The organism is Mycolicibacterium doricum, from assembly GCF_010728155.1.
GTDB classification, from domain to species: Bacteria; Actinomycetota; Actinomycetes; order Mycobacteriales; family Mycobacteriaceae; genus Mycobacterium; species Mycobacterium doricum.
On the sequence record NZ_AP022605.1, the window covers coordinates 594,491 to 617,261 of the forward strand.

Sequence of the window (22,771 nt, forward strand, 5' to 3'; positions counted from 1 at the left end):
TAGGCGTGTGCCGCTTCGGAGAGACCGGACAGGCTGCTATGCCAGCCGAACCGACGCAGATACGCGGCGCAAGGTCCGGTTCCCCGGCCCCCACAGTCGCTTGAGGTGCTGGAAGGATGCATCTTGGCAGTCTCTAGCCAGAGCAAGTCAGCAAAAACTATCACCAATAACTCCGTTCCCGGAGCACCAAATCGCATCTCCTTCGCCAAGCTTCGCGAGCCTCTCGAGGTTCCGGGGCTGCTCGACGTGCAGACGGAATCGTTCGACTGGCTGATCGGCGCCGACAGCTGGCGCCAGCGGGCCGTCGCCCGCGGCGACGTGAACCCGACCGGTGGCCTCGAAGAGGTGCTGACCGAGCTCTCACCGATCGAGGACTTCTCCGGCTCGATGTCGCTGTCCTTCTCCGATCCGCGCTTCGACGAGGTCAAGGCACCCGTCGACGAGTGCAAAGACAAGGACATGACGTACGCGGCCCCGCTGTTCGTCACCGCCGAGTTCATCAACAACAACACCGGTGAGATCAAGAGCCAGACGGTCTTCATGGGTGACTTCCCGATGATGACCGAGAAGGGCACCTTCATCATCAACGGCACCGAGCGGGTCGTGGTGAGCCAGCTGGTCCGCTCGCCGGGTGTGTACTTCGACGAGAGCATCGACAAGTCCACCGAGAAGACGCTGCACAGCGTCAAGGTGATCCCCGGCCGCGGTGCATGGCTGGAGTTCGACGTCGACAAGCGCGACACCGTCGGCGTCCGCATCGACCGCAAGCGCCGTCAGCCGGTCACCGTGCTGCTCAAGGCCCTGGGCTGGACCAGCGAGCAGATCGCCGAGCGGTTCGGCTTCAGCGAGATCATGATGAGCACGCTGGAGAAGGACAACACCGCAGGCACCGACGAGGCGCTGCTCGACATCTACCGGAAACTGCGTCCGGGCGAGCCGCCGACCAAGGAGTCCGCGCAGACCCTGCTGGAGAACCTGTTCTTCAAGGAGAAGCGCTACGACCTGGCCCGCGTCGGCCGCTACAAGGTGAACAAGAAGCTCGGCCTCAACACCGGCCAGCCGATCACCAGCTCGACGCTGACCGAAGAGGACGTCGTCGCCACCATCGAGTACCTGGTGCGCCTGCACCAGGGCGACACGGTGATGACGGTTCCCGGGGGAGTCGAGGTCCCTGTCGAAGTAGACGACATCGACCACTTCGGCAACCGTCGTCTGCGCACCGTGGGCGAGCTGATCCAGAACCAGATCCGGGTCGGCCTCTCGCGGATGGAACGTGTCGTCCGCGAGCGGATGACCACCCAGGACGTCGAGGCGATCACGCCGCAGACCCTGATCAACATCCGGCCCGTCGTGGCGGCGATCAAGGAGTTCTTCGGCACGTCGCAGCTGTCGCAGTTCATGGACCAGAACAACCCGCTGTCGGGTCTGACCCATAAGCGCCGGCTGTCGGCGCTGGGCCCCGGCGGTCTGTCCCGTGAGCGCGCCGGCCTCGAGGTCCGCGACGTGCACTCCAGCCACTACGGCCGCATGTGCCCGATCGAGACCCCTGAGGGTCCCAACATCGGCCTGATCGGTTCGCTGTCGGTGTACGCGCGGGTCAACCCGTTCGGCTTCATCGAGACGCCGTACCGCAAGGTCGTCAACGGTGTGGTCACCGACCAGATCGACTACCTCACCGCCGACGAGGAGGACCGCCACGTCGTGGCGCAGGCCAACTCGCCGATCGACGACGACGGCCGGTTCGTCGAGAACCGCATCCTGGTCCGCCGCAAGGGCGGCGAAGTCGAGTTCGTCTCCGCGAACGACGTGGACTACATGGACGTCTCGCCGCGCCAGATGGTGTCGGTCGCGACGGCGATGATCCCGTTCCTCGAGCACGACGACGCCAACCGTGCCCTCATGGGTGCCAACATGCAGCGCCAGGCGGTTCCGCTGGTCCGCAGCGAGGCCCCGCTGGTCGGCACCGGGATGGAGCTGCGCGCCGCGATCGACGCCGGCGACGTCGTCGTCAGCGAGAAGGCGGGCGTGGTCGAAGAGGTCAGCGCCGACTACATCACCGTGATGGCCGACGACGGCACCCGGCACACCTACCGGATGCGCAAGTTCGCCCGCTCCAACCACGGCACCTGTGCCAACCAGCGTCCGATCGTGGACGCCGGCCAGCGGGTCGAGGCGGGTCAGGTGGTCGCCGACGGCCCCTGCACCGAGAACGGTGAAATGGCCCTGGGCAAGAACCTGCTGGTGGCGATCATGCCGTGGGAGGGTCACAACTACGAGGACGCGATCATCCTCTCCAACCGCCTGGTCGAAGAGGACGTGCTCACCTCGATCCACATCGAAGAGCACGAAATCGATGCCCGCGACACCAAACTGGGCGCCGAGGAGATCACCCGGGACATCCCGAACGTCTCCGACGAGGTGCTCGCTGACCTCGACGAGCGCGGCATCGTCCGCATCGGCGCCGAGGTCCGCGACGGCGACATCCTGGTCGGCAAGGTCACCCCGAAGGGCGAGACCGAGCTGACCCCGGAGGAGCGGCTGCTCCGCGCGATCTTCGGCGAGAAGGCGCGCGAGGTCCGCGACACGTCGCTCAAGGTGCCGCACGGTGAGTCCGGCAAGGTCATCGGCATCCGGGTGTTCTCCCGCGAGGACGACGACGAGCTACCCGCCGGCGTCAACGAGCTGGTCCGGGTGTACGTCGCCCAGAAACGCAAGATCTCCGACGGCGACAAGCTCGCCGGACGCCACGGCAACAAGGGCGTCATCGGCAAGATCCTGCCCATCGAGGACATGCCGTTCCTGCCGGACGGCACGCCCGTGGACATCATCCTCAACACCCACGGTGTGCCGCGCCGGATGAACATCGGCCAGATCCTGGAGACGCACCTCGGGTGGGTGGCCAAGGCCGGCTGGAACATCCAGCTGGCGAACGGCGGGGCTTCCACAGCTTCGACAGTGCCCGACTGGGCCGAGAAGCTCCCCGAGGAGCTGTACTCGGCGCCGTCGGACAGCATCGTCGCCACCCCGGTGTTCGACGGTGCCCGCGAAAACGAGCTGTCGGGGCTGCTCGGCTCCACGCTGCCCAACCGCGACGGCGACGTCATGGTCAACGAGGACGGCAAGGCCGAGTTGTTCGACGGACGCAGTGGCGAACCGTTCCCCTACCCGGTGACGGTCGGCTACATGTACATCCTGAAACTGCACCACCTGGTGGACGACAAGATCCACGCCCGCTCGACCGGTCCGTACTCGATGATCACCCAGCAGCCGCTGGGCGGTAAGGCGCAGTTCGGTGGTCAGCGGTTCGGCGAGATGGAGTGCTGGGCCATGCAGGCCTACGGCGCCGCCTACACGCTGCAGGAGTTGCTGACCATCAAGTCCGACGACACCGTCGGTCGCGTCAAGGTGTACGAGGCCATCGTCAAGGGCGAGAACATCCCCGAACCGGGCATCCCGGAGTCGTTCAAGGTGCTTCTCAAGGAACTGCAGTCGCTGTGCCTCAACGTCGAGGTGTTGTCTTCTGACGGTGCCGCGATCGAGATGCGGGACAGTGACGACGAGGACCTGGAGCGTGCCGCTGCCAACCTCGGGATCAACCTGTCCCGCAACGAATCCGCATCCGTCGAGGACTTGGCGTGATCGCGGCGGAGCCGCGGCGCTGACCGGCTGCGCAGTCAGCAGCCACCAGATAGTCACTAATCCCGAAAGGGGAAAGGGAGTTACGTGCTAGACGTCAACTTCTTCGATGAGCTCCGGATCGGCCTCGCCACCGCCGACGACATTCGTCAGTGGTCCTACGGCGAGGTCAAGAAGCCGGAGACCATCAACTACCGCACGCTCAAGCCGGAGAAGGATGGCCTGTTCTGCGAGAAGATCTTCGGACCGACTCGCGACTGGGAGTGCTACTGCGGCAAGTACAAGCGCGTCCGCTTCAAGGGCATCATCTGTGAGCGCTGCGGCGTCGAGGTGACCCGCGCCAAGGTGCGCCGTGAGCGGATGGGCCACATCGAGCTGGCCGCACCCGTCACGCATATCTGGTACTTCAAGGGTGTCCCGTCGCGCTTGGGCTACCTGCTCGACCTGGCCCCGAAGGATCTCGAGAAGATCATCTACTTCGCGGCCTACGTCATCACCGACGTCAACGACGAGATGCGCCACAACGAGCTCTCGACGCTGGAGGCCGAGATGGTCGTCGAGCGCAAGGCCGTCGAGGATCAGCGCGACGCCGACCTGGAGGCCCGGGCCCAGAAGCTCGAAGCCGACCTGGCCGAGCTCGAGGCCGAAGGCGCCAAGAGCGACGTGCGCCGCAAGGTGCGCGACGGCGGCGAGCGGGAGATGCGCCAGCTCCGCGACCGGGCCCAGCGTGAGCTGGACCGGCTCGACGAGATCTGGACAACCTTCACCAAGCTGGCCCCCAAGCAGCTCATCGTCGACGAGGTGCTCTACCGCGAACTCGTCGACCGCTACGGCGAGTACTTCACCGGCGCCATGGGCGCGGAGTCGATCAAGAAGCTCATCGAGAACTTCGACATCGAGGCCGAGGCCGAGAACCTGCGCGAGACCATCCGCAGTGGCAAGGGTCAGAAGAAGCTCCGCGCGCTCAAGCGGCTCAAGGTCGTCGCGGCGTTCCAGAGCAACGCCAACTCGCCCATGGGCATGGTGCTCGACGCCGTTCCGGTGATCCCGCCGGAACTGCGCCCGATGGTTCAGCTCGACGGTGGCCGGTTCGCCACCTCCGACCTCAACGACCTGTACCGCCGCGTCATCAACCGCAACAACCGGTTGAAGCGACTGATCGACCTCGGCGCGCCCGAGATCATCGTCAACAACGAGAAGCGCATGCTCCAGGAGTCGGTGGACGCGCTGTTCGACAACGGCCGTCGCGGCCGGCCCGTCACCGGGCCCGGCAACCGTCCGCTGAAGTCGCTGAGCGACCTGCTCAAGGGCAAGCAGGGCCGGTTCCGTCAGAACCTGCTCGGTAAGCGCGTCGACTACTCGGGCCGCTCCGTCATCGTCGTCGGCCCGCAGCTCAAGCTGCACCAGTGCGGTCTGCCGAAACTGATGGCGCTCGAGCTGTTCAAGCCGTTCGTGATGAAGCGACTGGTCGACCTGAACCACGCGCAGAACATCAAGAGCGCCAAGCGCATGGTCGAGCGTCAGCGTCCGCAGGTGTGGGACGTCCTCGAAGAGGTCATCTCCGAGCACCCGGTGCTGCTGAACCGCGCACCAACGCTGCACCGCCTCGGTATCCAGGCCTTCGAGCCCCAGCTGGTGGAGGGCAAGGCCATCCAGCTGCACCCGCTGGTCTGTGAGGCGTTCAACGCCGACTTCGACGGCGACCAGATGGCCGTGCACCTTCCGCTGAGCGCGGAGGCGCAGGCCGAGGCCCGCATCCTGATGCTGTCCTCGAACAACATCCTGTCGCCCGCGTCGGGTAAGCCGCTGGCCATGCCGCGTCTGGACATGGTCACCGGGCTCTACTTCCTGACGACGATGATCGAGGGCGACAAGGGCGAGTACCGGGCCCCGTCCACCGATCAGCCGGAGTCGGGCGTGTACAGCTCGCCCGCCGAGGCGATCATGGCGATGGACCGCGGTGCGTTGAGCGTGCGCGCGAAGATCAAGGTGCGGCTGACCCAGCTGCGGCCGCCGGCCGCCCTGGAGGCCCAGCTGTTCCCCAGCGACGGGGAATCGGCGGGCGGGTGGCGCCCGGGCGACGCCTGGACCGCCGAAACCACGCTCGGTCGGGTGATGTTCAACGAGCTGCTGCCGATCTCGTATCCGTTCATCAACGAGCAGATGCACAAGAAGGTGCAGGCCCGGATCATCAACGACCTGGCCGAGCGCTTCCCGATGATCGTCGTCGCGCAGACCGTGGACAAGCTCAAGGACGCCGGCTTCTACTGGGCCACCCGTTCGGGTGTCACCGTGTCGATGGCTGATGTGTTGGTTCCACCGCAGAAGCAGGAGATCCTCGACCGGTACGAGAAGGAAGCCGACGGGATCGAGCGCAAGTACCAGCGTGGCGCCCTCAACCACAAGGAGCGCAACGACTCGCTGGTCAAGATCTGGCAGGACGCCACCGAAGAGGTCGGTAAGGCCTTGGAGGAGCACTACCCATCGGACAACCCGATCATCACGATCGTGAAGTCGGGCGCCACGGGTAACTTCACCCAGACCAGGACGCTGGCCGGCATGAAGGGTCTGGTGACCAACCCGAAGGGTGAGTTCATCCCGCGGCCGATCAAGTCCTCGTTCCGCGAGGGCCTGACGGTGCTGGAGTACTTCATCAACACCCACGGCGCCCGTAAGGGTTTGGCGGACACCGCTCTTCGCACCGCCGACTCGGGTTACCTGACCCGTCGTCTGGTCGACGTCAGCCAGGACGTCATCGTCCGCGAGCACGACTGCGAGACCGAGCGTGGCATCAACGTCACGCTGGCCGAGCGGGCTGCCACGCTCGATGGTGGGGCGGCGCTGATCCGCGATCCGCACGTCGAGACCTCGGCGTTCGCCCGCACCCTGGCCACCGACGCGGTGGACGCCGACGGCAACGTCGTCATCCAGCGTGGGCACGACCTGGGCGACCCGGCCATCGACAAGCTGTTGGCGTCCGGTATCGACCACGTCAAGGTGCGTTCGGTGCTGACCTGTGCGTCGGCCTCCGGCGTGTGCGCCATGTGCTACGGCCGTTCGATGGCGACCGGCAAGCTGGTCGACATCGGCGAGGCCGTAGGCATCGTGGCCGCGCAGTCCATCGGCGAGCCAGGCACCCAGCTGACCATGCGCACCTTCCACCAGGGTGGTGTGGGTGAGGACATCACCGGTGGTCTGCCCCGCGTGCAGGAGCTGTTCGAGGCCCGCGTGCCGCGTAACAAGGCGCCGATCGCCGACGTCTCCGGCCGGGTGCAGCTCGAGGAGGGTGAGCGCTTCTACAAGATCACCATCGTCCCGGACGACGGTGGCGAGGAAGTGGTCTACGACAAGCTCTCCAAGCGTCAGCGGCTGCGCGTGATCAAGCACGAGGACGGCACCGAAGGCGTGCTGTCCGACGGCGATCACGTCGAGGTCGGCGACCAGCTCATGGAGGGTTCGGCCGATCCGCACGAGGTCCTGCGGGTGCAGGGTCCGCGTGAGGTGCAGATCCACCTGGTCCACGAGGTCCAGGAGGTCTACCGGGCCCAGGGTGTGTCGATCCACGACAAGCACATCGAGGTCATCGTCCGGCAGATGCTGCGTCGCGTCACGATCATCGATTCGGGTGCGACGGAGTTCCTGCCCGGCTCGCTGACCGAGCGTGCGGAGTTCGAGTCGGAGAACCGTCGCGTCGTCGCGGAAGGTGGCGAGCCCGCCGCCGGCCGCCCGGTGCTGATGGGTATCACGAAGGCGTCGCTGGCCACCGATTCGTGGCTGTCGGCGGCGTCGTTCCAGGAGACCACCCGCGTGCTGACCGATGCGGCGATCAACTGCCGCAGCGACAAGCTGCAGGGTCTGAAGGAGAACGTGATCATCGGCAAGCTGATCCCGGCCGGTACCGGTATCAACCGCTACCGCAACATCCAGGTGCAGCCCACCGAAGAGGCGCGGGCCGCGGCGTACACGATCCCGTCGTACGAGGATCAGTACTACAGCCCCGACTTCGGCCAGGCGACCGGCGCTGCGGTGCCGCTGGACGACTACGGGTACAGCGACTACCGCTAACTGTTCTCTGCGCGAGCAGACGCAAATGTCCCCACACGCCCGGCGTGTCGGGGACATTTGCGTCTGGTGGGCGGGTTATCCCCAGGCGCGGCCGTTACGCAGTGGGCGTAGGCGCGCTGCGACGCCAGCATGGTGGCGTGTTCATCGACGAGATTTTCGCGGCGCACGGAGGAGTCGCCACTGCCCGAGCGCTGAGTGCAGTCATGTCGCGCAAGACTTTGGCGGCTCAGCTGCGGGCGGGCGCGATCGTCCGCGTGTGGCACGGCGTCTACTCGCTCGGGCCGCCCGACACTCTGACCAAATTGGCGGCCCTGGACGTCCTGGTGGGCCGCCCTGTCGTCGCGTGCCTGCACACCGCGGCCGACCTTCACGGCTTTCGCACCGAGGCTTCCGGCCCTGTGCACATCCTCGACCCCGGCATCCGCATGCGTCCCACGGTCGGTCTGATGGTGCATCAACGCGTCGGCGCCCCGCTGCAACGTGTGGCGGCCGGTCGACTGGTGACGACACCGGCGTGGACGGCGGTCGAGATTGCCCGGACGCTGAGCCGGCCCCGTGCGCTTGCCACGCTCGACGCCGCACTGCATGTCCAGGCGTGTGGGCCCGCCGACGTCGCGCGGGCCGTTGACGAGCAGAAGGGCCGTCGCGGCATCGTCAACGTGCGTGCCCTGCTCACTCATATCGACAGTCGCGCCGAATCCCCCATGGAAAGTGAGGCACGGCTGGTGTTCATCGACGGTGGGCTACCGAAGCCGGAACTGCAGTACGAGATCGTCGACCGCTGCGGCCAGCTGTGGCGGGCCGACTTCGCCTGGCCGGAAGCCAGGGTTCTCGCCGAGTACGACTCCATGGAGTGGCATGCGAATGCTGTCGCGCTGCGCCACGACCGCATGAAAACCGCGCGGTTGCAGGAGTGTGGGTGGACCGTCATTCCGCTCGTCGTCGACGACGTGCGCCGATATCCACTCGATCTGGTCGCGCGAATCGCCGCATACCTCGAGCGCGCGGATATGGCCGGGTGAGGTGTCGGCTCCGACCGCGAGCAGACACATATGTCCCCACGCGCCCGGCGTGTCGGGGACATTTGCGTCTGCTCGCCGAGCTGGTGGTGGGGGCACGGCGAGCTGGTGAGGGACACAAAAGTGCGCCCTAGACTCGACGGCGTGCTCATCGGTTCACACGTCCGCAACGACGACCCCCTGGCCGCTGCCGAAGCCGACGGCGCCGACGTGGTGCAGTTCTTCCTCGGCGACCCGCAGAGCTGGAAGAAACCCAAGCCCCGCGAGGACGCCGAAGCGCTGAAGGCCTCCAGCATTCCGCGCTATGTCCACGCGCCGTACCTGATCAACGTGGCGTCGGCCAACAACCGCGTGCGCATCCCGTCGCGCAAGATCCTGCAGGACACCTGCGATGCGGCGGCCGAGGTGGGCGCCACCGCCGTGATCGTGCACGGCGGGCACGCCGACGACCAGGACATGGAGGCCGGTTTCCAGCGGTGGGTCAAGGCGCTCGACCGGCTCGAGACGACGGTGCCCGTCTACCTGGAGAACACCGCCGGTGGTGTGCACGCCATGGCACGCCACTTCGACACCATCGGCCGGCTGTGGGACCACATCGGCGACCACGGCATCGGTTTCTGCCTCGACACCTGCCACGCGTGGGCGGCCGGCGAGGCGCTGGTGGACGCGGTGTCGCGGATCAAGCGCATCACCGGCCGAATCGACCTCGTGCACTGCAACGACTCCCGCGATGCGGCGGGTTCGGGTGCCGACCGGCACGCCAACGTCGGCACTGGTCAGATCGACCCTCAGCTGCTCGTCGCGGTGGTGCAGGCCGCCGACGCGCCGGTCATCTGCGAGACGTCCGACGACGGCCGCAAGGACGACATCGCGTTCCTGCGCGAACACGTCTGAGCGGGTCACAGATCGATCGCAAACGGACGTCGAACGGCGGGTTGCCAAGTGGTTAACTAGGCTGAGTCGGGCCAGCACCGACTTCGAAAGGCCGATGTGTCCGCGGTTGACCAGTCGTCGATTGCGCTGACGCCACCTGACGTGATGTCGGGGAGGCGTCGGCTGACCTTGGTGCGCTGGGCGGCGATCGCACTATGGGCCGTGGTCGTGGTGTACCGCACGGCCACCGACGGTTTCGCGTTCAACCGCGAACTCGTGCTGCTCTATATCGCCACCGGACTGATGGCCGCCAGCATCGGTCGCGGCCGCCGGATGCTCTTCGTGATCCGCGACTGGCTGCCGTTCGCGCTGGTCCTGCTGGCCTACGACCTGAGCCGCGGTGCGGCCACGCTGATCGGCCGGCCCACCCTGTGGCACTGGCAGGCCGACGCCGACCGCTGGCTCTTCTTCGGGGCGATGCCGACCGTGTGGCTGCAGGAACGGCTCAAACAGCCGACTCCGCCGTGGTGGGAGATCGGCATCAGCAGCGTCTACATGTCGTTCTTCGTCCTGCCGTACGCGATCGCCGGCGTGCTGTGGCTGCGCAACCGCGAGGAGTGGAAGGCGTTCGTGCGGTTGTTCGTCGGCCTGAACGTGGCCGCGCTGATGGTCTACGCGTTGTTCCCCGCCGCGCCGCCGTGGGCGGCGGCCCGGTGTAGTGCTGCCGATGTGGAGGGCGGCCCGTCCGGTCCGCGGTGCATGTTCCGGTCTGCCCGCGGGGTGCCCGACGGCGGGGTGCTCGGCTCGATGCAGTTCAGTCAGGACGGCGCGAACCAGTGGATCGAGCGGATCGTCGGGCGCGGGTGGGGCAAGTTGAACCTGCACTCGGCGACGGCGTTGCTCGACGCCGGACAGGCGAGCGTGAACCTGGTGGCGGCCATCCCGTCGCTGCACGCCGGGATGACCGCGGCGATGGCGGCGTTCCTGTGGCACCGCGTGCACCGCGGATGGCGCCCGGTGCTGGTCGCCTACGTACTCGTGATGGCGTTCACGCTGGTGTACACCGCCGAGCACTACGTCGTCGACATCCTGCTGGGGTGGGCGTTCGCCGCGGTCGCGGTCTTCGCGGTGAACCGCTACGAGGCGGTCGCCCAACAGTCGCCCAACAACGGAACGCTTAGTATGGTGCAGTGGTTGCTCGGCTCCTGGCGCTGATCGGCGTGTTGCTGGTCGCGGCCGGATGTGTCGCAGCGGGTTCGGCTCAACCGCAGGGTTTCTCCGTCGGAAGCACCGTGCACACGATGGGGTTCGCCGGGCTGGACCGCGCCTACAGTCTCTACATTCCTGACGGCGTGGCATCGCCTGCACCGTTGGTGGTGATGCTGCACGGTGGCTTCGGCAGCGCCGCGCAGGCCGAAAGAGCCTATGGCTGGAATCAACTGGCGGACAGCGCGAAGTTCGTCGTCGCCTATCCCGACGGCATCACCCACGCCTGGAACGCCAACGGCGGGTGCTGTGGGCTTCCCGCCAGGCAGGGCATCGACGACGTCGGGTTCATCACAGCGGTCGTCAACGACATCAGTGCCAACATCAGCGTCGATGCCGAACGCGTCTTCGCCACCGGCATCAGCAACGGCGGGATGATGTCGTACGCGTTGGCGTGCAATACGGCTGTGTTCGCGGCCATCGGTCCGGACGCAGCCACGCAACTCGACCCGTGCCCCGCTCCTCGGCCCACGTCGGTGATCCACATCCACGGCACGGACGACCAGCTGATCCGCTATGACGGCCAGCCGGGGGCGGGGGTGGCGCGCATCGACGGCCCGGCCGTTGCGGATCTCAACGCGTTCTGGCGCAACGTCGACCACTGCGCAACGCCCGAGACCACGGCGGACGGGCCGGTCACGACGTCGATCGCCTCCTGTCCGGACGGCCGCGGTGTCACACTGGTCACCGTCGACGGCGGTGGACACGAGTGGCCGCCGTTCGCCACGGGGACGATCTGGGAGTTCTTCGCGGCCCACTGACGACCATTCCCCGCGAGCGTTGTAGAGAATCGTGCCACGTCTCCGGGCTAGCGCAGTATTACGACTCTTGTGCGGCTGTCTGGTGAGGTGTAACACTGCAGGTATGCCGGACACGCACGTCGTCACCAACCAGGTCCCACCGCTCGTGGACCACAACCCGGCGGCCTCGCCGGTGCTCACCGAGGCGCTGATCCGCGAGGGCGGGGAGTGGGGCCTCGGCGAGGTCACCGAGCTGGGCGCACTCTCCGGCAGCGCGCAGGCGCAGCGGTGGGGTGAGCTCGCCGACCGCAACCGGCCCGTCCTGCACACCCACGACCGCGTCGGCCACCGCATCGACGAAGTGGAGTACGACCCCGCCTACCACGAGTTGATGCGCACCGCGATCGGCCACGGGCTGCACGCCGCGCCGTGGGCCGACGACCGCGCCGGGGCACATGTCGTGCGCGCCGCCAAGACGTCGGTGTGGACGCCGGAACCCGGGCACATCTGCCCGATCTCGATGACCTATGCCGTCGTGCCCGCGCTGCGGTTCAACCCCGACCTGGCGGCCGTCTACGAACCGCTGCTGACCAGCCGGGTGTACGACCCCGAGCTCAAGGTGCCCGCCACGAAGGCCGGCATCACCGCGGGGATGTCGATGACGGAAAAGCAGGGCGGCTCCGACGTGCGCGCCGGCACCACACAGGCAGTGCCGAACGGCGACGGCAGCTACTCGCTGACCGGTCACAAGTGGTTCACCTCGGCGCCGATGTGCGACATCTTCCTGGTGCTCGCCCAGGCGCCCGGTGGCCTGTCGTGCTTCTTGCTGCCGCGCATCCTGCCCGACGGCGCGCGGAACCGAATGTTGCTGCAGCGCCTCAAGGACAAGCTCGGCAACCACGCCAACGCCTCTTCGGAAGTGGAGTACGACGGTGCCACCGCCTGGCTGGTCGGCGAGGAGGGCCGCGGCGTGCCGACCATCATCGAGATGGTCAACCTGACCCGGCTGGACTGCACGCTGGGATCGGCGACCAGCATGCGCAGCGGGCTCACCCGGGCCATCCACCACGCGCAGCACCGCAAGGCCTTCGGCGAGTACCTGATCGACCAGCCGCTGATGCGCAACGTCTTGGCCGACCTGGCCGTCGAGGGCGAGGCCGCCACGATGGTCGCGATGCGGATGGCCGGCGCCACCGACCGCGCCGTGCGCGGCGACTCCCGCGAAGCGCTGCTGCGCCGGATCGGCCTGGCGTCGGCGAAGTACTGGGTGTGCAAACGCGCCACCCCGCATGCGGCCGAGGCGATGGAATGCCTGGGCGGCAACGGCTATGTCGAGGACTCGGGGATGCCGCGGCTGTACCGCGAGGCGCCGCTGATGGGCATCTGGGAGGGTTCGGGCAACGTCAGCGCGCTCGATACGTTGCGCGCCATGATGACTCGCCCGGACAGTGTCGAGGTGCTGTTCGACGAACTTGCGCAGGTCTCCGGTGCAGACCCGCGCCTCGGCGTGCACGTCGACGGGCTCAAGCAGGCGCTGGGCGACGTCGAGACCATCCAGTACCGGGCTCGCAAGGTCGCCGAGGACATCTGCCTGGCACTGCAGGGGGCGCTGCTGGTGCGCCATGGACATCCGGCGGTGGCCGAGGCGTTCCTGGCGACGCGGTTGGACCGCCGGTGGGGCGGGGCGTTCGGCACGCTGCCGGCCGGGCTGGACCTCGACCCGATCCTCGAGCGCGCGCTGGTCGCGGTGTGACGGGTTTCCGGCGCCAATGCAGTTCTGGCGGACCGAGGTGATCCGGTGACGCACGCGATCCGGCCGGTCGACTTCGACGACCTCAAGACCATGACGTACGAGGTCACCGGCCGGGTGGCCCGGATCACCTTCAACCGGCCCGAGAAGGGCAACGCGATTGTCGCCGACACCCCGCTGGAACTGTCCGCGCTCGTCGAACGGGCCGACCTCGACCCCGACGTGCACGTGATCCTGCTGTCCGGAAGGGGCGAGGGATTCTGCGCCGGATTCGACCTGAGCGCCTACGCCGAAGGGTCGTCGTCGGCCGGGGGCGGCAGCCCGTACCGCGACACCGTGCTGTCGGGCAGGACGCAGGCGATCAACCATCTGCCCGACCGACCGTGGGACCCGATGGTCGACTACCAGATGATGAGCCGCTTCGTGCGCGGGTTCTCCAGCCTGCTGCACTGCGACAAGCCGACGGTGGTGAAGATCCACGGCTACTGCGTGGCCGGTGGCACCGACATCGCCCTGCACGCCGACCAGGTGATCGCCGCCGCCGACGCGAAGATCGGCTATCCGCCCACCCGCGTGTGGGGGGTTCCGGCGGCGGGCATGTGGGCCCACCGGCTCGGCGATCAGCGCGCCAAGCGCCTTCTGCTGACCGGGGACTGCCTCACCGGCAGGCAGGCCGCCGAATGGGGTCTGGCCGTGGAGGCGCCCGAACCCGAGGACCTCGACGAACGCACCGAACGCCTCGTCGAGCGCATCGCCGCCGTTCCGGTCAACCAGCTGATCATGGTCAAACTCGCGATGAACTCCGCGCTGCTGCAGCAGGGTGTGGCGACCAGCCGGATGGTGAGCACGGTGTTCGACGGCATCGCCCGGCATACCCCGGAAGGTCACGCGTTCGTCGCACAGTCACGCGAACATGGCTTCCGGGAGGCGGTGCGGCAGCGCGACGAGCCGTTCGGCGACCACGGCCGACGAGCCTCCGGGGTGTAGCCGTGCGGTTGACGGCGCGTTCGGTGGTGTTGTCGGTACTGCTGGGCGCACATCCGGCCTGGGCGACCGCGAGCGAACTGTTCAGTCTCACCGCTGATTTCGGCATCCGGGAACCGACCGTGCGGGTGGCGCTGACGCGCATGGTGGGCGCCGGTGACCTGGTGCGCTCCGCCGACGGCTACCGGCTCTCCGAGCGGCTGCTTTCCCGGCAGCGCCGCCAGGACGAGGCGATCAACCCGCGGCTGCGCCCGTGGGACGGCACCTGGACCATGCTGGTGATCACCAGTGTCGGCACCGACGCCCGCACCCGTGCCGCCCTGCGAAACGCGCTGCAGGACAAGCGTTTCGCCGAACTGCGCGAAGGGGTGTGGTTGCGCCCGGACAACCTCGACGCGGGGTTGCCCGACGACGTCGCCGACCGCGCACGGGTCCTGCACGCGCGCGACGACGACCCGCACGGGCTGGCCGCCCACCTCTGGGACCTGACCGGCTGGGCCGACCGCGGCCGCCGACTCCTCGACGACATGGAGGCGGCGCGCGACATCCCGGCACGGTTCGTCACCGCCGCGGCGATCGTCCGGCACCTGCTCACCGACCCGGTGCTCCCCGCCGAACTGCTGCCCGAAAGGTGGCCCGGCGACGAACTGCGCACGGCCTACACCGGTTTCGCCGCCGAACTCGTCGAGCGGCGCGATGCCCGACTGAGCGATGCCCGACTCAGCGATGCTCAACTGATGGAGGCGACATGACAGGACCCGTCCGCGTCGAGCGCACCGGCACGGTGACCACCGTGATCATCGACCGGCCCGACGCCCGCAACGCCGTCAACCGCCCCACCGCCGAGGCGCTCCACGAGGCCTTCGACGACTTCGACCGCGACGACTCGGCATCGGTGGCCGTCCTGTGGGGTGACCACGGCACCTTCTGCGCCGGCGCCGACCTCAAGGCGTTCGGCACCCCCGACGCCAACGCCGTACACCGCAGCGGGCCGGGGCCGATGGGGCCGACACGCATGGTGCTGTCCAAACCGGTGATCGCCGCGATCAGTGGTTACGCCGTCGCGGGCGGACTCGAACTCGCGCTGTGGTGCGATCTGCGGGTCGTCGAGCAGGACGCGGTGCTCGGGGTGTTCTGCCGTCGCTGGGGCGTGCCGTTGATCGACGGCGGCACCGTGCGGCTGCCCCGACTGATCGGGCAGAGCCGGGCGATGGACCTGATCCTCACCGGCCGAGCCGTCGACGCCGCCGAAGCCCACGCGATCGGCCTGGCCAACCGTGTGGTGCCGAAAGGCCGGGCGCGCCAGCAGGCCGAGGAGTTGGCGGCCGAGATCGCCCGCTTCCCGCAGCAGTGCTTGCGCAGCGACCGGCTCGCGGCGCTGGGCCAGTGGGGGCTGCCCGAGGCCGAGGCGATCGATCAGGAGTTCGCCAGCATCTCGCGGGTCAAACACGAGGCGCTCGAGGGTGCGGGGCGCTTCGCCGCCGGAGCGGGTCGACACGGGGCGAGTGCCTGATCGGGTGCGCTGTTGACCGTCGCGGTGATGACCGCGACGCTGGTGGGCAGGTAACCCGAACTTTCCGCCGACATGTGAGGACGAACCAATGGTCGCCGACATCGCACTGCCACGCCTGGCCAAGATCGGCGCCGGCGCGATCACCGAGCTGGGATCGGTGGTCGCGCAGCTCGGTATCCGCAGGCCGGTGCTGGTCACCGACCGGTACCTGGACGAGACCGGTCAGGCCGAACGGCTGGTCAAGATCCTGCAGGCCGAGGGCGCCGATACCGCCGTGTTCTCCGGCGCGGTGCCCGATCCGACCGCCTCGTCGCTGACCGCCGGCCTCGACGTCGTCCGGGGACACGACGCCGACGGTGTCATCGGCTTCGGCGGCGGCAGCCCGATGGACACCGCCAAGGCGTTGGCGGTGCTGTCGGCCAACGGGGGATCGATCAGCGAGTACAGGGCGCCCGGCAGCTACGCCGGTCCCGCGCTGCCGGTTGTCGCCGTCCCCACCACCGCCGGAAGCGGTTCGGACTCGACGCAGTTCACCGTCATCACCGACGACGAGACCGACGAGAAGATGCTGTGCCCCGGCCTGTCGTTCCTGCCGATCGCGATCGTGGTGGACTTCGAGCTGACGCTGTCCATGCCGCCCCGGCTCACCGCCGACACGGGCGTCGACGCGCTCACCCATGCCATCGAGGCGTATGTGAGCCGGCGCGCCAGCCCGTTCTCCGATGCGCTCGCGTTGGCGGCCATGACGGCGATCTCGCGTCATCTGCGCCGCGCCTACGCCGACGGTGCCGACCGGGAGGCCCGCGAATCGATGATGCTGGCGGCGACGCAGGCCGGGATGGCGTTCTCGAACTCGAGCGTGGCCCTGGTGCACGGGATGAGCCGGCCGATCGGCGGACACTTCCACGTCGCCCACGGGCTGTCCAACGCCATGCTGCTGCCCGCGGTCACGAAATTCTCCGTCGACGCGGCGGTCGACAGGTACGCCGACTGCGCCAAGGCGATGGGGGTGGTCGACGACACCACCGCCAGTCGCGCGGCGGCCGACGCTCTGGTGGACGAGCTGACGCAGCTGTGCGCCGACGTGGAGGTGCCGACACCGGGTTCCTACGGGATCGACCGGGCGCAGTGGGAGGACCGGTTGGTCACCATGGCCGACCAGGCGTTGGCGTCCGGGTCGCCGGCCAACAATCCGCGCGTCCCGACGCACGGCGAGATCGTGACCCTGTACCGCGAGATCTTCGAACGCCCCTGACTCGGCGAGGCGTCAGCCCTTGGTGATCGTGTTGTTGGAGCCGAGGTCTTCGATGTTCGGATCGCCGTCGGCGTAGGTGATCGTGTTGTTCAACCCGACGACCGAGATCTCCTTGTCGACCCGGTCGAAGGTGATCGTGTTGTCGGTGCCGCCGATGTTGACGTTCGCGCACGTCCCGGTCACCGTGATCGTGTTGTTGGAGCCGCCGACGTTGAGCGACTTGCCGTCGGCGCAGTCCACCTCGGCGGTGGTCCCGACCGAGCCGTAGTTGATCGTGTTGCCGATTTCCACCTGCGCGCCCGACGAGCCCGCCGTCGCGGTCGGGGTATTGGTGTCGTCGCTTTCCGCACCGCAACCGGCGAGTGTGAATGCGGCCGCCGCGGCGAGGGCCGCGAACGCGGTACGGACCGGGGGATGGGCCGGCACCACGGCGGCTTCGGCCGTCAGGCAGCGGGTTACCGCGATAGATCGCACCGTCGCATCCCTTCGTCGCGCTCACCTGATGGAAGCAGCGTACGTGGCCCGGCAAGGCCGCGGGGCCTTCTGCGGGTTCGGCGACTGGGGCGTGGTGCGCTCCGGTGGCTGAACCCGCCGGCCGCTGGGTGCCGTGGGTGGCAATGCGTCGGCCTGTCCGCGCAGCACGGCGCGGTCCCCGGACCCGGACCGCGACTACGAACGCCGCTTCGCCGGCGTGGGTGCTGACCTGCGCTGAGCGCCGGTCAGGGCACTGCGCGTCCCGGGTGCGACGACTTTTGGAGCGACGGGGCCATCCTGGTATTGTGGGGGATCGTGCCTGGCCGTCGAGGCGCATGCGACGGGGTGACAACCAGACAGCATGCCCACATGCCGGGCAAATTCGCATGTCTACCACGCAGCGGAATCGCTTCGAGGGGCGCGCGTGCGACACGCCCGGACGCGGGGGACGCGGCCGGGCCGTAACAGCAGTACAGAGACTTGAGTAGCACCGAAGAAGCAGTACAGACAAGCACCACAGACGAGAAGCACCAACGTCAAGCAACGTCAAGCAACACAGTTCAAGAGCAACACAGTTCAAGAGCAACACAGTTCAAGAGCAACACAGTTCAAGAAACACAGGAAGCCGGTACATGCCAACCATCAACCAGCTGGTCCGCAAGGGTCGCCGCGACAAGATCGCCAAGGTGAAGACCGCGGCCCTCAAGGGCAGCCCGCAGCGCCGTGGCGTGTGCACCCGCGTGTACACCACCACCCCGAAGAAGCCGAACTCGGCGCTTCGCAAGGTCGCGCGCGTGAAGCTGACCAGCCAGGTCGAGGTCACCGCATACATCCCCGGTGAGGGCCACAACCTGCAGGAGCACTCGATGGTGCTGGTGCGCGGTGGTCGTGTGAAAGACCTCCCCGGTGTGCGTTACAAGATCATCCGCGGTTCGCTCGACACCCAGGGTGTGAAGAACCGCAAGCAGGCGCGCAGCCGCTACGGCGCCAAGAAGGAGAAGAGCTGATGCCGCGCAAGGGCCCCGCACCCAAGCGTCCGCTGGTCAACGATCCGGTCTACGGGTCGCAGCTGGTCACCCAGTTGGTCAACAAAGTGCTGCTGGACGGGAAGAAATCGCTGGCCGAACGCATTGTCTATGGTGCGCTCGAACAGGCCCGCGACAAGACGGGCACCGATCCGGTGGTCACCCTCAAGCGCGCTCTCGACAACGTCAAGCCCGCCCTGGAGGTGCGCAGCCGCCGCGTCGGTGGCGCCACCTATCAGGTGCCGGTCGAGGTTCGCCCCGACCGTTCCGTGACGCTCGCCCTGCGGTGGCTGGTGAGCTTCTCGAAGGCGCGTCGGGAGAAGACCATGGTCGAGCGGCTGGCCAACGAGATCCTCGATGCCAGCAATGGCCTGGGTGCCGCGGTCAAACGGCGCGAGGACACCCACAAGATGGCCGAGGCCAACCGCGCCTTCGCGCACTACCGCTGGTGATCACCGCGCCGGCGGCAGAGTAGCGGGCGGCGCGTGCGGTAGCGGCTGACAACAGCAATCGAGCAAGCGAGAGTGGGAAGACTTCTGTGGCACAGAAGGACGTGTTGACCGACCTGAACAAGGTCCGCAACATCGGCATCATGGCGCACATCGACGCCGGTAAGACAACGACGACCGAGCGCATCCTCTACTACACCGGTATCAGCTACAAGATCGGTGAGGTCCACGATGGCGCCGCCACCATGGACTGGATGGAGCAGGAGCAGGAGCGGGGGATCACCATCACCTCCGCGGCCACGACGTGCTTCTGGAACGACAACCAGATCAACCTGATCGACACCCCCGGGCACGTCGACTTCACCGTCGAGGTGGAGCGCAGCCTGCGGGTGCTCGACGGCGCCGTCGCCGTCTTCGACGGCAAGGAAGGCGTGGAGCCGCAGTCCGAGCAGGTCTGGCGCCAGGCCGACAAGTACAACGTCCCGCGTATCTGCTTCGTCAACAAGATGGACAAGCTGGGCGCGGACTTCTACTTCTCCGTGCGCACCATGGAGGAGCGCCTGGGCGCCAACGTCATCCCGATCCAGCTGCCGATCGGCTCCGAAGGCGACTTCGCCGGCGTCGTCGACCTGGTCGAGATGAAGGCCAAGGTATGGAGCGCCGAGGCCAAGCTCGGGGAGAAGTACGACGTCCTGGAACTGTCGAGCCTCCCCTCGGACCTGCAGGAGCGTGCCGAGGAGTACCGGCTGAAGCTGATCGAGGCCGCCGCCGAGACCGACGAGGCGCTGCTGGAGAAATACCTGGGCGGCGAGGAACTCACCGTCGAGGAGATCAAGGGTGCGCTGCGCAAGCTGACGATCAGCTCCGAGGCCTACCTGGTGCTGTGCGGTAGCGCGTTTAAGAACAAGGGCGTGCAGCCGATGCTGGACGCGGTCATCGACTACCTGCCCTCCCCGCTGGACGTCCCGCCTGCCGAAGGCCACCCGCCCGGCAAGGAGGACGAGGTGATCACGCGTAACCCGTCGGTCGACGAGCCGTTCTCGGCGCTGGCGTTCAAGGTCGCCACGCACCCGTTCTTCGGCAAGCTGACCTACGTCCGGGTGTACTCCGGCACCGTCGAGTCCGGCAGCCAGGTCATCAACGCCACCAAGGGCAAGAAGGAGCGGCTGGGCAAGCTGTTCCAGATGCACTCCAACAAGGAGAACCCGGTGGAGCGGGCCTCGGCCGGCCACATCTACGCCGTGATCGGGCTCAAGGACACCACCACCGGTGACACCCTGAGCGATCCGAACCAGCAGATCGTGCTCGAGTCGATGACCTTCCCCGACCCGGTGATCGAGGTGGCCATCGAGCCCAAGACCAAGAGCGACCAGGAGAAGCTCGGCACGGCGATCCAGAAGCTCGCCGAAGAGGACCCGACGTTCAAGGTGCACCAGGACGACGAGACCGGCCAGACCGTCATCGGCGGCATGGGCGAGCTGCACCTCGACATCCTGGTGGACCGGATGCGCCGGGAGTTCAAGGTCGAGGCCAACGTCGGCAAGCCGCAGGTCGCCTACCGCGAGACCATCCGCCGTCCGGTGGAGAAGGTCGAGTTCACCCACAAGAAGCAGACGGGTGGCTCGGGCCAGTTCGCGAAGGTCATCATCAACCTCGAGCCGTTCCACGGCGAGGACGGTGCCACCTACGAGTTCGAGAACAAGGTCACCGGTGGCCGCATCCCGCGCGAGTACATCCCGTCGGTGGATGCCGGTGCGCAGGACGCCATGCAGTACGGCGTGCTCGCCGGCTACCCGCTGGTGAACATCAAGGTCACCCTGCTCGACGGCGCCTACCACGAGGTGGACTCGTCGGAGATGGCGTTCAAGGTCGCCGGTTCGCAGGCCTTGAAGAAGGCGGCGCAGGCGGCTCAGCCGGTGATCCTGGAGCCGATCATGGCCGTCGAGGTGACCACACCCGAGGACTACATGGGTGAAGTGATCGGCGATTTGAACTCCCGCCGTGGTCAGATCCAGGCCATGGAGGAGCGGGCCGGTGCGCGCGTCGTCAGGGCGCAAGTGCCGTTGTCGGAGATGTTCGGCTACGTCGGCGACCTTCGGTCGAAGACCCAGGGCCGGGCGAACTACTCCATGGTGTTCGACTCGTACGCCGAGGTTCCGGCGAATGTGTCGAAGGAGATCATCGCGAAGGCGACGGGTCAGTAGAGCTCCGACGGCCGCTTGCGGCCGAGGCGCGCCACTGAGCCGAAGCCGAGCAATGAGCATCGCGAAGGCGACGGGCCAGTAGCCTGACCGGGGCCTTCGGGCCGCACAACTGAACAAACCATCCTTGCTCTACATACCTGCAGTAACAGAGCACCAACAAGTCCAGGAGGACACAGAAGTGGCGAAGGCGAAGTTCGAGCGGACGAAGCCGCACGTCAACATCGGGACCATCGGTCACGTTGACCACGGCAAGACCACGCTGACCGCAGCAATCACCAAGGTTCTGCACGACAAGTACCCCGAGTTGAACGAGTCGCGCGCATTCGACCAGATCGACAATGCGCCTGAGGAGCGTCAGCGCGGCATCACGATCAACATCTCCCACGTGGAGTACCAGACCGAGAAGCGTCACTACGCGCACGTCGACGCCCCCGGTCACGCTGACTACATCAAGAACATGATCACCGGTGCCGCCCAGATGGACGGCGCGATCCTGGTGGTCGCCGCCACCGACGGCCCGATGCCGCAGACCCGTGAGCACGTGCTGCTGGCCCGCCAGGTCGGCGTCCCCTACATCCTGGTGGCGCTGAACAAGGCCGACGCGGTCGACGACGAGGAGCTCATCGAGCTCGTCGAGATGGAGGTCCGCGAACTGCTGGCCGCCCAGGACTTCGACGAGGACGCCCCGGTGGTGCGTGTCTCGGCGCTCAAGGCGCTCGAGGGCGACGAGAAATGGGTCAAGTCCGTCGAGGAGCTCATGGACGCGGTCGACGAGTCGATCCCGGACCCGGTGCGCGACACCGACCGTCCGTTCCTGATGCCCGTCGAGGACGTCTTCACGATCACCGGCCGCGGCACCGTGGTCACCGGTCGTGTGGAGCGCGGCGTGGTCAACGTGAACGAGGAAGTCGAGATCGTCGGCATCCGCCCCGGCACCACCAAGACCACGGTCACCGGTGTCGAGATGTTCCGCAAGCTGCTCGACCAGGGTCAGGCCGGCGACAACGTCGGTCTGCTGCTGCGCGGTATCAAGCGTGAGGACGTCGAGCGCGGCCAGGTCGTGGTCAAGCCCGGCACCACCACCCCGCACACCGAGTTCGACGGCCAGGTCTACATCCTGTCCAAGGACGAGGGTGGCCGCCACACGCCGTTCTTCAACAACTACCGTCCGCAGTTCTACTTCCGGACCACCGACGTGACCGGCGTGGTGACCCTGCCCGAGGGCACCGAGATGGTGATGCCCGGTGACAACACCGACATCTCCGTCAAGCTGATCCAGCCCGTCGCCATGGACGAGGGCCTGCGGTTCGCCATCCGTGAGGGTGGCCGCACCGTCGGCGCCGGCCGCGTGACGAAGATCCACAAGTAAGACCAGTACGCCGAAGCGGCGCTCACCTGTTTGGTGGGCGCCGCTTCGCGTTGTCTGCGGGGCGCGCCCAAACGAACAAATGGGCGCGGAAGTACGAGTGGATGTCGCCATTTCGTCGATCTCGGCGTACGGGCGCGATCACCGACGCC

At 67.4% G+C, this 22,771-nt stretch carries 16 protein-coding genes; 15 read left to right on the forward strand and 1 reads right to left on the reverse strand.

The window, feature by feature from the left end; translation table 11 throughout:
- Nucleotides 1-105 precede the first annotated feature (105 nt).
- The 11 genes from rpoB (at nt 106) to G6N07_RS03065 (ending at nt 17,101) form a co-directional block, all read left to right on the forward strand.
- On the forward strand, nt 106-3,639 hold the full coding sequence (rpoB, locus tag G6N07_RS03015; protein ID WP_085192437.1) for a DNA-directed RNA polymerase subunit beta: 3,534 nt from the start codon (nt 106-108) through the stop codon (nt 3,637-3,639).
- 84 nt (nt 3,640-3,723) lie between these two features.
- Nucleotides 3,724-7,701 carry a DNA-directed RNA polymerase subunit beta' gene (locus G6N07_RS03020; RefSeq protein ID WP_085192436.1) on the forward strand — a complete coding sequence of 1,326 codons (3,978 nt, stop codon included), beginning with the start codon at nt 3,724-3,726 and terminating at the stop codon, nt 7,699-7,701.
- Between the two features lie 203 nt (nt 7,702-7,904).
- A complete protein-coding gene (locus tag G6N07_RS03025; protein WP_235849922.1) occupies nt 7,905-8,723 on the forward strand; it encodes a type IV toxin-antitoxin system AbiEi family antitoxin in 819 nt (272 codons plus the stop codon).
- Nucleotides 8,724-8,864: 141 nt separating this feature from the next.
- Nucleotides 8,865-9,614 (forward strand): deoxyribonuclease IV, encoded by a 750-nt coding sequence (locus tag G6N07_RS03030; protein WP_085192435.1) that lies wholly within the window; start codon nt 8,865-8,867, stop codon nt 9,612-9,614.
- Nucleotides 9,615-9,710: 96 nt separating this feature from the next.
- Nucleotides 9,711-10,808 carry a phosphatase PAP2 family protein gene (locus tag G6N07_RS03035; RefSeq protein WP_085192434.1) on the forward strand — a complete coding sequence of 366 codons (1,098 nt, stop codon included), beginning with the start codon at nt 9,711-9,713 and terminating at the stop codon, nt 10,806-10,808.
- Nucleotides 10,784-11,620, forward strand: a complete 837-nt coding sequence (locus G6N07_RS03040) for a CE1 family esterase (protein ID WP_085192433.1) — start codon at nt 10,784-10,786, stop codon at nt 11,618-11,620. The genes G6N07_RS03035 and G6N07_RS03040 overlap by 25 nt, the downstream gene beginning before the upstream one ends.
- Nucleotides 11,621-11,723: 103 nt before the next feature.
- A complete protein-coding gene (locus tag G6N07_RS03045; RefSeq protein ID WP_085192432.1) occupies nt 11,724-13,352 on the forward strand; it encodes an acyl-CoA dehydrogenase family protein in 1,629 nt (542 codons plus the stop codon).
- A gap of 45 nt (nt 13,353-13,397) precedes the next feature.
- Nucleotides 13,398-14,336, forward strand: a complete 939-nt coding sequence (locus G6N07_RS03050; protein WP_085192431.1) for a crotonase/enoyl-CoA hydratase family protein — start codon at nt 13,398-13,400, stop codon at nt 14,334-14,336.
- 2 nt (nt 14,337-14,338) lie between these two features.
- Entirely contained in the window at nt 14,339-15,085 is a 747-nt protein-coding gene (locus G6N07_RS03055) for a PaaX family transcriptional regulator C-terminal domain-containing protein (protein WP_085192430.1), read from the forward strand.
- Nucleotides 15,082-15,846, forward strand: a complete 765-nt coding sequence (locus tag G6N07_RS03060) for a crotonase/enoyl-CoA hydratase family protein (protein ID WP_085192429.1) — start codon at nt 15,082-15,084, stop codon at nt 15,844-15,846. The genes G6N07_RS03055 and G6N07_RS03060 overlap by 4 nt, the downstream gene beginning before the upstream one ends.
- An 88-nt stretch (nt 15,847-15,934) precedes the next feature.
- Entirely contained in the window at nt 15,935-17,101 is a 1,167-nt protein-coding gene (locus tag G6N07_RS03065) for an iron-containing alcohol dehydrogenase (RefSeq protein ID WP_085192428.1), read from the forward strand.
- A 12-nt stretch (nt 17,102-17,113) separates the two neighbouring features.
- On the opposite strand, the gene G6N07_RS03070 is transcribed toward G6N07_RS03065, so the two are convergent.
- The gene (locus G6N07_RS03070; RefSeq protein WP_085192427.1) at nt 17,114-17,530 is read right to left on the reverse strand and encodes a DUF3060 domain-containing protein; all 417 of its coding nucleotides are present in this window, start codon (nt 17,528-17,530) and stop codon (nt 17,114-17,116) included.
- Between the two features lie 677 nt (nt 17,531-18,207).
- Here G6N07_RS03070 and rpsL point away from each other — a divergent pair.
- From rpsL to tuf, 4 genes are all read left to right on the forward strand, one after another.
- Nucleotides 18,208-18,582, forward strand: a complete 375-nt coding sequence (rpsL, locus tag G6N07_RS03075) for a 30S ribosomal protein S12 (protein WP_011558401.1) — start codon at nt 18,208-18,210, stop codon at nt 18,580-18,582.
- Nucleotides 18,582-19,052 (forward strand): 30S ribosomal protein S7, encoded by a 471-nt coding sequence (rpsG, locus tag G6N07_RS03080; RefSeq protein WP_011558402.1) that lies wholly within the window; start codon nt 18,582-18,584, stop codon nt 19,050-19,052. Before rpsL ends, rpsG begins: the two co-directional genes overlap by 1 nt.
- Nucleotides 19,053-19,138: 86 nt before the next feature.
- Nucleotides 19,139-21,253: an elongation factor G gene (gene fusA / locus G6N07_RS03085; protein WP_085192426.1), complete on the forward strand. Its 2,115-nt coding sequence runs from the start codon at nt 19,139-19,141 to the stop codon at nt 21,251-21,253.
- A gap of 178 nt (nt 21,254-21,431) precedes the next feature.
- Nucleotides 21,432-22,622 (forward strand): elongation factor Tu, encoded by a 1,191-nt coding sequence (gene tuf, locus G6N07_RS03090; RefSeq protein ID WP_011558404.1) that lies wholly within the window; start codon nt 21,432-21,434, stop codon nt 22,620-22,622.
- Nucleotides 22,623-22,771: the final 149 nt, after the last annotated feature.